This is a genomic window from Serratia sp. CY44782, assembly GCF_052168715.1.
Taxonomy (GTDB): domain Bacteria; phylum Pseudomonadota; class Gammaproteobacteria; order Enterobacterales; family Enterobacteriaceae; genus Serratia; species Serratia nevei.
In genome coordinates this window covers 283,358-295,052 of record NZ_JBJNME010000001.1, presented here as the reverse complement: position 1 = coordinate 295,052, position 11,695 = coordinate 283,358, and the positions used below count along the sequence as shown (strand labels likewise).

Below are 11,695 nucleotides of genomic sequence, written 5' to 3'. Positions count from 1 at the left end.
ACCAGACTCTGACAAATAACGAAAAAACCACTTAGAATCCAAAACCACAGCACCGCGCGTGCAAAAAACCTTCAGGCCGCCGCAAGAGCGGCCTTTATTGACGAGGCTGTAATGAGAAGTCCATCTCCGGCGGTAACGCCCAAACGCCCGGCGCTGCTGAGCTGGCTGTTGTACAGCCCGCTGCACGCCGACGACGAGCCGTTTCAACGCCAGCTGCGGCTCACGCTGACGCCCTCTCCCCTTACCCCCTGGCTGAATGCCGTGGGGCCGGCGGCGCTGTTGGTGGGGTACGCCTGGCTGAACCAGCGGCTGGTCGGCATCGGCTTGCTGCTGCTGCTGTTGCTGTTAACCGTCGGACGCGCCGGGTTGGCGCGGCGGCGCCAACCCGCCTGGCCGGACGCCATGCTGGTGACGGTGCTGCTGTGGATGCTGCTGGTCGGCGCCAGCGCCGCGCTGGCGATGCTGTCAGGCCGCTTCGTTTTAATCCTGTTCGCCGGGCTGACGATCACCGCCCTGGCCTGCTGGCTGATGCAGCGCCACGCCGCCGCGCCGCGCTTCGCGCTGCTTGAGGTGATCGCGCTGACGCTGCCCTACCTGCTGGCGGCACCGCTGTCGCGCGTGCAAAACCTGTTTGTCCTGGCGGACCTCGCGCCGCTGTGGCTGGTGCTGGCCCATGGCATGATCGCTCGCTACCACCGCCAGCGGGTACAGCACGTCACGCTGGCTTGGGAGAAACAGCAGGCGTCGCACCGCGATCGCCTGACCGGCTTCCTCAACCGAGCGGGCGGCGAGGTGGTGATGCGCAGCATCTGCCGCCCCGCAGCGGCGCAGACGATCTCCCACCTGTTCATTCTTGAGTTCGGTCCGCTGGCTGCGCTCTACCAAAGCCACGGCGTTCAGATTGGCGATGACGTGCTGCGCACCGTCGGCGAGCGCCTCAAGACGCTGATCCGCCCCAGCGACTACGTCTGCCGCTATACCGGCGGCCTGTTTTTGATACTGGTGCACGATCTGCCCTACGGCGCGGAAAGCGAGTTCCTCGCGCGTATCGTGCCGCCGCTGGAGGCGCCCTACGATTTTGGCGCGTTCGGCGAGGTGAACATGCAGCTCAACGCCGGCATTTTGGCACTGACGCAGGATTATGCGACGGTGGAAGATTTGATGAGCTCGGCGCAGCAGGCGCTGGCGGAAGCCAAAGGCGGGAAAAAGTAAAACTACACGCGGCGGGAACCCCCGCCGCGTCTCACTCTCCGAAAATTACTTCACGTCCATCTTCGGGAATTCCATTTCGCTGTACTTCACGACGCGGGTGCCGCGCGACAGCTTGTAACCAAACCAGATCAGCAGGAACAGCGGAATGCCGATGTAGGTCGCGGTCACGCCGTACCAGTCGATCTTGTCTTGCAGGAAGGCCTGATAGTTCTGGCCCAGGGTAATGATCAGGCACAGCACGAAGGCGAAGATCGGCCCCAGCGGGAAGAACCCGGAACGGTACGGCAAGTCGTTCAGATCGCGCCCCTGCAGCATGTAACCGCGACGGAAGCGATAGTGGCTGATAGCGATGCCCAACCAGGCGATGAAACCGGTCATGCCCGAGGTATTCAGCAGCCACAGGTAAACCGACTGGTTGCCGAACATCGACGTCAGGAAGCACAGCCCGGCCACCACGCAGGTCGCGTACAGCGCGTTGCGCGGCACGCCGCCTTTCGACAGCTTGGCGAAGATGCGCGGTGCCTTGCCTTCCGACGCCAGGGTGAACAGCATGCGGGTAGAGGCGTACATGCCCGAGTTACCGGCCGACAGCACCGCCGTCAGGATCACCGCGTTCATCACCGCCGCCGCCGACAGCAGGCCGGCATGCTGGAACACCAGGGTGAACGGGCTGACGCTGATGTCCTTCACGTCGTTGCGCAGCAGGCTCGGATCGGTATACGGAATAATCAGGCTGATGATCAGAATGGCGAAGATATAGAACAGCAGGATACGCCAGAACACCTGACGCACCGCGCGCGGGATGTTTTTACCCGGGTTTTCCGATTCGCCGGCCGCGATACCGATGAGCTCGGTGCCCTGGAACGAGAAGCCGACGATCATGGCCACGCCGATCATCGCCGAGAAGCCACCGGCGAACGGCGCGTCCCCTATCGTCCAGTTCTGCCAGCCGGCGTGCTCGCCGCCCTTCAGAATGCCGACGATCATCAGCACGCCGACGGCGATGAAGATAATCACGGTGCTGACCTTGATCAGCGCGAACCAGTATTCCGCCTCGCCGAACCCTTTCACCGAAATGTAGTTCAGAAGGAACATCAGGCCGAGGAACAGCGCGCTCCAGATCCAGCCGGGGGTGTCCGGGAACCAGTAGCTCATCACCAACTGCGAGGCCACCAGGTCAACGGCGATGGTCACCGCCCAGTTGTACCAGTAGTTCCAGCCCAGCGCAAAGCCGAAGCCTTCTTCCACGTATTTGGCGCCGTAGGTGGAGAATGAACCGGAGACCGGCATAAAGGCCGCCAGTTCGCCCAGGCTGGTCATCAGGAAGTACACCATCAAACCGATCAGCGCGTAAGACAGCAGCGCTCCGCCGGGGCCTGCCTGAGAAACCGTGGCGCCCGAGGCGACGAACAGGCCGGTGCCGATGGAGCCGCCGATGGCGATCATGGTCAAATGCCGGGCTTTCAGCTCGCGGCGCAATCCGGGTGCTTGCTGCCCCGATGTTTTTATATCCTGCTGAGCCATTCGTACCCTATCTGCTCTTTGAAAAATGAGGGCGGATTGTAACAAATACCCGCCGGTGAACTAGCAACATTGCACTGATATAAGATAGCTTCATAATTCAGAGGCAATTATTAGCCGCGGCCCTTATGGCCTTACTTACTCTCATTAATGTGAGCGCGCGCAGGTTTTTATGCTTTTTCCAGCCTGCGCGGCAGCAGAGGGCGTGACGCGCTGCCGATTACAGCGCGCAATAGCTGAGAAAACGCTGTAATGCGTTGGAAATGTGCTTTTGCCGATGGCGGATCAGGTACAGGGTGCGCCGCAGCGGCGGCAGCGGTACCGACAGTTCTACCAGCGCGCCGCTGGCCAGCTGTTCCGCCACCACCCGCCGTGACAGGCAGCTAATGCCGATGCCGTGCCGCACCGCGTGCTTGATCGCCTCCGAGTTGCCGAGCTCCATCACCAGCTGGAAGTGCGGCAGGTGCGCCAACAGCAGATGATCCAGCACCTCGCGGGTGCCCGAACCGCGCTCGCGCAAGATCCACGGCGCATTGGCCAACGCCTCCAGCGTCGGCGGTTGACGGGTCAGCGGGTTGTCCGGCGCGGCGAACACCACCAGCTCGTCCTCCAGCCACGGCTGCGTCACCAGCTCCGGCATATGGCAAGGCCCTTCGATCAGCCCCAGATCGACGCGAAAATCCGCCACCGCCACGATCACGTCCTGGCTGTTGCCGACGTTCAGCTCCAGCGGCGTGGCCGGAAAGTCCCGGCGGTAACGGGCGATCATCTCCGGCAGCATGTAGTTGCCGATGGTGCTGCTGGCGGCGATGCGCAGCGCCCCGCCGTCATGACGAAACAGCTGCTCGATCTCCCCCGCCTGCTCCAGCAGCGCCAGCGCCTTGGGATACAACAACCGGCCGTGCTCGTTGATCACCAGCCGTTTGCCGACGCGATCGAACAGCTGCACGCCCAGTTGCCCCTCCAGATCCGCCAGCGCCGCGCTGACCGCCGACTGCGACAGCGCCAGCACCACCGAGGCCTGAGTGGTCGAACCGCTTTTCAGCACTTCGGTGAAGACTTCCAGTTGACGCAACGTGATATGCATAGCCGTCCCGGTAGTGAAAAAGGGTTCTGCCAGAGAACCACAAAATGATGTCAACATGATGTGGGTAGCCCGGCGAGGCTACCCGGTTTACGGCCAATTCGGCGCGTTACTTGCCCAAGGCGACCAGCTGCGCCGCCGCGGCCAGCACCGCCTCGCGCGGCGTGCCGGCTTCGTCCCGCTGTATTAATTGCAGCATCGCCACCAGGCGATCGCGATCGACCACCTTGTTTTCTTCAATCAAACGCCGCACCGCGCGCCCCACTTCCTGGTCTATCTGCTCTCTGCGTTGATCGTCGGTATCCATCGCCTGCTCCTGTTCAGTTAGAAAGTTGACGGCGGCTCGCCGCTCTTCCTCACCCTAGCCGCAATGCGGCTTTATGCCAATGCCTGACTCAATACCACTTATTCAGATAGGTTATAAATATATAATCAATTTCTCTTTTATTCAGCCCAAACGTACTCTTAGCAGCAAGAAACAGACTGAAGGACTGACTTTTATGGCGACTGATACCACTCACACTTATCCCGAGCGACGCTTTCCGCTGTTCGGCCTGCCGCGCCTGGTGCCGGGGCTGGCGCTGACCGGCGCGCTCACCGCGCTGGCCGTCTGGGCCGGCGACATTCCCTGGGTGGCGGAGCTGGGCCTGGGCGCGCTGACGCTGGCGATCCTGCTCGGCATTCTGGTGGGCAACACGCTGTATCCCCGCTGGCAAACCGTTTGTCACGGCGGCGTACAGCTGGCCAAACAACGCCTGCTGCGTCTGGGCATTATCCTTTACGGCTTCCGCCTGACCTTTCAACAAATCGCCGACGTGGGCGCCAGCGGCATCATCATCGATGCGCTGACCCTGACCACCACCTTCCTGCTGGCCTGCTGGCTCGGCAAGAAAGTGTTTGGCATCGACAGCCAGACCGCGATGCTGATCGGCGCCGGCAGCAGCATTTGCGGCGCGGCGGCGGTGATGGCCACCGAGCCGGTGCTGAAGGCCGACTCCAGCAAAGTGGCGGTGGCGGTCTCGACCGTGGTGGTGTTCGGCACCCTGGCGATCTTCGCCTACCCATGGCTGTATCAGCTGAACGAACACTTCCAGTGGCTGCCGTTCAGCCAGGAAACCTTCGGCATCTACGCCGGTTCCACCATCCACGAAGTGGCTCAGGTGGTCGCTGCCGGGCACGCCATCGGGCCGGACGCCGAAAATGCGGCGGTGATCGCCAAGATGATCCGCGTGATGATGCTGGCGCCGTTCCTGCTGCTGCTGTCGGGCTACATCAGCCGCGGCAGCGCAGGCAAGGCGGAAAAATCCGCCATCACCATTCCGTGGTTTGCCGTGCTGTTTATCGCCGTCGCCGGGCTGAACTCCTTTAACCTGTTGCCGACCACGCTGGTGCACCATCTGATCACCGCCGACACCTGGATGCTGGCGATGGCGATGGCGGCGCTGGGCTTGACCACCCACATCAGCGCCGTGCGCCAGGCCGGGATGAAACCGATTCTGTTGGCCACGCTGCTGTTCGTCTGGCTGCTGGTCGGCGGCGGCGCGATAAACCAGCTGGTGCAACACTGGCTCTAATCATCCCCTTCAGCGGCCCGCTTCGGCGGGCCGCCGCTTTTCATCATTCAATCTGCCCGCCATCAATGCCATAATGTCACCGATAACACAGGAGAATGAAGATGAAGTTTGTCGGTGCACATGTCAGCGCGTCAGGCGGCGTGGATCAGGCGGTTATCCGCGCGCACGAATTGGAGGCGACCGCGTTCGCCCTGTTCACCAAAAATCAGCGTCAATGGAAGGCCGCGCCGCTGGCCGCCGACGTGATCGATAAGTTCAAGAGCGCCTGCGCGCAGTACGGTTTCGGGCCGGGGCAAATCCTGCCGCACGACAGCTACCTGATCAACCTGGGCCACCCGGTGGCCGAAGCATTGGAAAAATCGCGCGAGGCGTTTATCGACGAGTTGCAGCGCTGTGAACAGCTGGGGCTGACGCTGCTGAACTTCCACCCCGGCAGCCACCTGCTGCAAATCGATGAAGACAAGTGCCTGGCGCGCATCGCCGAATCGATCAACATCGCGCTGGACAAAACCGCCGGCGTGACGGCGGTGATCGAAAACACCGCCGGCCAGGGCAGCAACCTGGGCTTCAAATTCGAACATCTGGCGGCGATCATCGACGGCGTGGAAGACAAGAGCCGCGTCGGCGTTTGCATCGACACCTGCCACGCCTTCGCCGCCGGATACGATCTGCGTACCGAAGAAGAGTGCGAGCGCACTTTTAAGCAGCTTGGCGACATCGTCGGTTTCAACTACCTGCGCGGCATGCACCTGAACGACGCCAAGAGCGAGTTCAACAGCCGCGTCGACCGCCACCACAGCCTGGGAGAGGGCAACATCGGCAAAACGGTGTTCAGCTACATCATGCGCGATCCGCGTTTCGACAATATCCCGCTGATTCTGGAAACGGTAAATCCGGATATCTGGGCGGAAGAGATCGCCTGGCTGAAGGCGCAGCAGTAACCCTCCTCTGGCCGCTCGCTTAGGCGCGAGCGGTTTCCCCCACCGCGTGCTCCGCCGCCAACATGGCGCTGAACTGACGCAGCGTCTCTTCATCCAGGCCCACAGCCCTGAACACGGCGGCGGTAAAGCTGACCGGCGCCGATCCCGGTGCCGTAATGACACGGTCATCCACGACGGCGGCGGCGCTCGCAACGAAATGGCGCTGCCCGGTGTAGCCCTCAGCATGGCGCGTCAAAAACCCGGCATCGTTGGAAGTATGCCCCCTGCTGTTCAACAGGCCGGCCCGCGCCAGCGCTAACGTTCCACCGCAAATGCCCGCCAGAGTCGCGCCGCGTTGAAACTGCTCGTTGAGCAACGCGCTGATATCCGGCGCTCGTTCGGTTTCCCACAGGGTGCCGCCGGCCACCACCAGCACCTCGGGGCGCCAATCCGCCAATTCGGCCACGCTTTTTTCAACCTCTACCGTCAGCCCGCCCTGCGAGCGAAATTTTCCGACCTGCGGCGCAAAAAACGCCACCTCCAGCCCATAAAACGGGCCGCCAACGCCGGCAATCAGCGCGTATTCCCAATCGGCGAAACCGGATGCCAGTACGATCGCCACTTTTTTAGCCACGGATGAATCTCCTTGGGTCATTCCTTGTTCGCATGAACAAAGTCGCGCTGTCAGCTTAGAAAGCGGTGTGGCTTTTGGCCAGGGGTAAATCGTGCTAACTGCCTCAACCACAAACAAAAACGCGCAACCCAGGGCTGCGCGTTTTGGCGATACCGACGTCAGTTACGCCGCGGCGGCGACCGACGTTTCAGCGCGCTTCAGCAGGGCATAAGCCACGCCCGCCAGCAGGGTACCGGCGGCGATCGCCACCAGATACAGCAGCACCGGCGTGATTGCGCCCGGGATCAGCAGCACGAACAGCCCGCCGTGCGGCGCCATCAGTTTGGCACCGAACGCCATCGACAGCGCACCGGTCAGCGCCCCGCCGGCGATGCAGCAAGGCAGCACGCGCATCGGATCGCGGGCGGCGAACGGGATCGCCCCTTCAGAGATAAAGCACAGACCCAGCACCAGCGCCGCTTTGCCGCCTTCCCGTTCGGATTTCTCGAACTTGTGGCGCGCCAGCAGCGTCGCCAGCCCCATCGCCAGCGGAGGCACCATGCCGGCGGCCATGATCGCCGCCATTGGCGCATACACCGAGGAACTGAGCAGCGCCACGCCAAAGGCGTAGGCCGCTTTGTTCACCGGGCCGCCCATGTCGGTACACATCATCGCGCCGAGAATCGCCCCCAGCAGCACCGCGTTGGCGGTGCCCAGGGACTGCAGCCAATGGGTCAGGCCTTCCATGATTTTCGCGACCGGCGTGCCGACCACGTAAATCATGATAAGACCGGTGATCAGGCTGGCCACCAGCGGAATGATCAAGATTGGCTTCAGCGCTTCCATGCTCTGCGGCAGGCGCAGCTTGCTGCTGATCGCCTTGGCGACGTAACCCGCCAGGAAACCGGCGATGATGCCGCCGAGGAACCCGGCGCCGGTGCTCACGGCCAGCATGCCGCCGATCAGGCCCGGCGTCAGGCCCGGGCGATCCGCGATGGAGAAGGCGATGAAACCGGCCAATACCGGCACCATCAGCGCAAAGGCGGAGCCGCCGCCGATCTGCATCAGCGCCGCCGCCAACGTGCCTTTGACTTCAAACGCCTTGATGCCGAACACGAACGACAGCGCGATACACAGACCGCCGGCCACCACCATCGGCAGCATGTAGGACACGCCGGTCAGCAGGTGGCGATACGGGCCGTTGCCCTCTTTCTTTTTACCCGCCGGCGCCGCGCTACCGCGCTGCTGCGGCTGGAACACCTCGGCCTCGGCCAGCGCCTTGTCCAGTTCCTGGGCAGTTTTCTTCAGCGCCAGGCCGGTGGAAGTGCGGTACATCGGCTTACCGGCAAACTTATCCAGATCCACCTCGATATCCGCCGCGACGATCACCAGATCCGCCGCCGCCACTTCTTCCGGGGTGATGGCGTTGCCTGCGCCGACGGAGCCACGCGTTTCCACCTTCACCCACCAGCCGCGTTTTTTGGCTTCGCTTTCAATGGCTTCGGCCGCCATAAAGGTGTGCGCCACGCCGGTTGGGCAAGCGGTGATCGCCACGATGCGTTTTTGCCCATCGGCTTTCACCGGCGCCGCTGCCTGCGGTGCCTGATAGGTTTCAGCTTCGGCTTTGGCGCGCGCCAGAAAAGCGTCCGGTTCACGCACCGCCTGCTCTACGTCGCCCACATACACCAATTTGCCGTTCAGCCCGGCGTCAGCAGGGGCAGACAGCCCCGCCACCGCCACCAGTTCGGCGTCCTGCAGCGACTCGACCAGCGTCAGGCCGGTTTTGGCCGCGGCAGCCTCCAGCATGCGTTTCGCCAGGTGGCCACGGGCCTGCCCCAGCGAACTGTCTACCATCAGCAGCGTTTTCATTCTGCCTCCTGCTATTGATTGAAAGGTTTCAGATCGACGCGCGCCATCATCGCGGCCAACTGGGGACGATCGGTCACGCCGACGTTGCTCTGGCTGACCGCCAGCGCCGCTACCGCCGTGGCCAGACGCAGGGTGTGTTCACTGGATTCGCGCATCAGCAGGCCGTAAATCAGGCCGCCGACCATCGAATCGCCGGCGCCCACGGTGCTGACCACCTCACAGGACGGCGGTTTGGCGATCCAGGCGCCGGACGCGTTAACCCACAGCGCACCTTCCGCGCCGAGGGAGATCACCACGTGGGCGATGCCCTGTTCGCGCAGCGCATGCGCGGCCTCGACCACGTCCGCCAGCGTCGGCAGCGGGCGACCGGCCCAGATTTCCAGCTCGCGGCGGTTCGGCTTCACCAGCCACGGCGAGGCCTTCAGCCCGGCGACCAGCGCTTCGCGGCTGCTGTCGAAAATGATGCACGGGCACTTGGCGCGCAGCTGGGTCATCCAGTCGGTAAAGGCATCGGGATCGACGCCGGCCGGCAGGCTGCCGCTCACCGCCACCATGTCGAACTGGCCCAGCCAGCTCAGCGAGTCGCTGACGAAGCGATCCCAGTCCTGCGGCGTGACTTCAAAACCGGAGAAGTTGAAGTCGGTCACTTCACCGTCTTTTTCCGTCAGCTTGACGTTGATGCGGGTGCGGCCCGGCACCACCTGGAAGCGGTTGGCGATCCCCAGATCGCTGAACAGCAGTTGGAAACCGTCCTGATTGTCTTTGCCCAGGAAACCGCCGACGGTGACGTCGATGCCCAAATCCTTCAACACTTTGGCGACGTTGATACCCTTACCGGCGGCGTGCAGGCCGGCGGTTTTTACCCGGTTGACTTCCCCGCGCTCGATCTGCGGGCAGAAGCCCACCAGATCGTACGCCGGGTTCAAGGTGATCGTTGCTACTCTTCTGCTCATGCTGCGCCCTCGCCCAGTCCTTCATTAATCGCTTCGCCGATCGCCTTCAGCGCGGCTTCAGCATCTTCTCCATTGGCGGTAAAGCGCAGGTGATGCCCTTTCTTCACGCCCAGCGCCACCACCTTCATCAGGCTGCGCCCGTTGGCCGGCTTACCGCTGCCGTCCAGGTTGGTGACGGTGATGTCACTGTTAAAACTTTTGATCACGTTGACCAGCGCCGTGCCCGGCCGTGCGTGCAGGCCGTGCTCGTTGCGGATCACAAACTCGGCGCTCAGCACGCTGCTTTCCTCGGCCACTTCGCTGGTCAGCAGCGCCAGCACCCCGGCGGCATCCGCCTTCAGCAGGCGTTCAGCTTTGTTGGCCAGCAGCAGGTCGCTGAGGTAGTTGAGCACCGCCAGCGGCTGCGCGTCGGCAACCGACACCGTCAGCAGCAGCGCCACCGGCTCGCCGTCTTCCACGAAAGCCTGCGCCGGGCGGCTGACGGTGGCCGCGCTGGCCAGGTTGCCTTCGACGCTGTCGCTCAGCCAGATGCCCTGCCCCAGGTTCAGCGGCTTGCGGGTGATGGCATCGCTGACGAACTGCGCGTTGACCGCGCCGGCCTTTTGCAGCCGGCCGGCGTTCAGCGCCTGCAGCGTCATCAGGCTGTCGGCCGCGACGTCGAGCGCAATCAGCGAAACGTCGAACTGGAATTCGGCGCTCTGCTGTTCGCCCATTAGCAGGCTGCGCAGCTCTTCCGCGGAGGTAGTTTTCGCCAGCCGCTCCGCCACGCCGTCATCGCTCAATACGTGAGTGAGCTGGCGCAGCAGCGCCAAATGCTCGTCGGAGCGGGCGGCGATGCCGATCGCCACATAGGCGGTCTGGCCTTCGCCCCAGGCGATGCCCTGCGGGAACTGGAATACCTGCACGCCGGTTTTCAGCACCAGATCGCGGGTATCGGTGGTGCCGTGCGGAATGGCGATGCCGTTGCCCAGATAGGTGGACGTCTGCAGTTCGCGCTGCAGCATGCCGTCCACGTAACCGGCGCTGACGCAGCCGGCTTCGGTCAGGGCGGCGGCCACCTGGCGGATGGCCTCCTGCTTACCGTCGGCAGCGGCGCCCAGATGAATGTCTTGCGGTGACAACTGGAACATGATTCTCCTCTCCTGCTGAATTGAATCGTTTCAGCTTCATTGAGAAAAAGGAGCGTTACCCGCTCGCCACAAGCGGCCGGATAACGCTGAAACGTTTCAAGGAGTGTGTAAGCAGCGCAAGGTGAAAGCAAGCTTTCTCCCTTTCGCCATTGCAGATTTTTGAGCTTACGCACACTTTCGCCGGCGCATTGGTCAGCGCCGGGGCAAAATGACATACTGTGCTGAAACTTTGCTGACGGAGAAAAGCATGAACGTAGTGACGGGCGTCGGGGTGATCATCGTCAACCCGCAGGGCGAGATTTTGTTGGGCAAACGCTGCGGCCCGCACGCGCCCTTTTGGTCGATCCCCGGCGGGCATCTGGAGGCCGGTGAAACCTTCGAGCAGTGCGCCCAGCGCGAAATCGCCGAAGAAACCGGGTTGCTCATCGACCCGCCGCGCTTCGTGGGCGTCAGCAACAATCTGCAAACCTGGCGCGCCGAAGGCAAACACACGGTGTCTGTTTGCCTGCAGGTGGATCATCCCGGCGGCAGCGCCGAGTTGAAAGAACCTGAAAAGTGCGCCGAGTGGCGCTGGTGCGCGCCGGACGCCCTGCCGGAGCCGCATTTCGAAGCCAGCCGCACCGCCATCCGCCTGTGGCTGAGCGGCCAGGCCTATGTGCCCACGGCCTGACCCATCGCGAGCGCATGTTGCGCTCGCTTTCCCTGCCGCACCGCCTCACCGCTATATAAATTAGAATATAACGCTATTTTTTGCGATATATGCCCTTTTTTTGACTACGGATAACCCTATGGGGTTAACCCTCTTCTATTATTACCCCT

At 62.7% G+C, this 11,695-nt stretch carries 11 protein-coding genes; 4 read left to right on the top strand and 7 right to left on the bottom strand.

Annotated features, from left to right (window positions below):
* Positions 1-111 precede the first annotated feature (111 nt).
* On the top strand, positions 112-1,212 hold the full coding sequence (locus tag ACJ8HT_RS01415; RefSeq protein WP_197652430.1) for a GGDEF domain-containing protein: 1,101 nt from the start codon (positions 112-114) through the stop codon (positions 1,210-1,212).
* Between the two features lie 45 nt (positions 1,213-1,257).
* Here the strand turns inward: ACJ8HT_RS01415 and ACJ8HT_RS01410 are convergent, their stop codons facing one another.
* The 3 genes from ACJ8HT_RS01410 to ACJ8HT_RS01400 form a co-directional block, all read right to left on the bottom strand.
* Entirely contained in the window at positions 1,258-2,736 is a 1,479-nt protein-coding gene (locus ACJ8HT_RS01410; protein WP_025160186.1) for an amino acid permease, read from the bottom strand.
* Between the two features lie 217 nt (positions 2,737-2,953).
* Entirely contained in the window at positions 2,954-3,820 is an 867-nt protein-coding gene (yieE, locus tag ACJ8HT_RS01405) for a DNA-binding transcriptional regulator YeiE (RefSeq protein WP_197652429.1), read from the bottom strand.
* 106 nt (positions 3,821-3,926) lie between these two features.
* The gene (locus ACJ8HT_RS01400) at positions 3,927-4,124 is read right to left on the bottom strand and encodes a hypothetical protein (protein ID WP_038877849.1); all 198 of its coding nucleotides are present in this window, start codon (positions 4,122-4,124) and stop codon (positions 3,927-3,929) included.
* A gap of 193 nt (positions 4,125-4,317) precedes the next feature.
* On the opposite strand from ACJ8HT_RS01400, the gene ACJ8HT_RS01395 reads away from it, so the two are divergent.
* Positions 4,318-5,391, top strand: coding sequence for a YeiH family protein (locus ACJ8HT_RS01395; RefSeq protein WP_195873536.1), 1,074 nt, complete (start codon positions 4,318-4,320; stop codon positions 5,389-5,391).
* 101 nt (positions 5,392-5,492) lie between these two features.
* On the top strand, positions 5,493-6,332 hold the full coding sequence (nfo, locus tag ACJ8HT_RS01390) for a deoxyribonuclease IV (protein WP_016926988.1): 840 nt from the start codon (positions 5,493-5,495) through the stop codon (positions 6,330-6,332).
* Between the two features lie 19 nt (positions 6,333-6,351).
* Here the strand turns inward: nfo and ACJ8HT_RS01385 are convergent, their stop codons facing one another.
* The 4 genes from ACJ8HT_RS01385 to fruB all read right to left on the bottom strand — a co-directional run bounded on the left by ACJ8HT_RS01385 (position 6,352) and on the right by fruB (position 10,876).
* Positions 6,352-6,945: a DJ-1/PfpI family protein gene (locus tag ACJ8HT_RS01385; protein WP_197652428.1), complete on the bottom strand. Its 594-nt coding sequence runs from the start codon at positions 6,943-6,945 to the stop codon at positions 6,352-6,354.
* Positions 6,946-7,107: 162 nt separating this feature from the next.
* Positions 7,108-8,793, bottom strand: a complete 1,686-nt coding sequence (gene fruA / locus ACJ8HT_RS01380; RefSeq protein WP_197652427.1) for a PTS fructose transporter subunit IIBC — start codon at positions 8,791-8,793, stop codon at positions 7,108-7,110.
* A gap of 11 nt (positions 8,794-8,804) precedes the next feature.
* Positions 8,805-9,746, bottom strand: a complete 942-nt coding sequence (gene fruK, locus ACJ8HT_RS01375; protein ID WP_015378523.1) for a 1-phosphofructokinase — start codon at positions 9,744-9,746, stop codon at positions 8,805-8,807.
* Positions 9,743-10,876, bottom strand: coding sequence for a fused PTS fructose transporter subunit IIA/HPr protein (gene fruB / locus ACJ8HT_RS01370; protein WP_047730248.1), 1,134 nt, complete (start codon positions 10,874-10,876; stop codon positions 9,743-9,745). Before fruB ends, fruK begins: the two co-directional genes overlap by 4 nt.
* Positions 10,877-11,123: 247 nt before the next feature.
* On the opposite strand from fruB, the gene ACJ8HT_RS01365 reads away from it, so the two are divergent.
* Positions 11,124-11,546 carry a nucleotide triphosphate diphosphatase NUDT15 gene (locus ACJ8HT_RS01365; protein WP_046687518.1) on the top strand — a complete coding sequence of 141 codons (423 nt, stop codon included), beginning with the start codon at positions 11,124-11,126 and terminating at the stop codon, positions 11,544-11,546.
* The last annotated feature ends 149 nt before the right edge of the window (positions 11,547-11,695 follow it).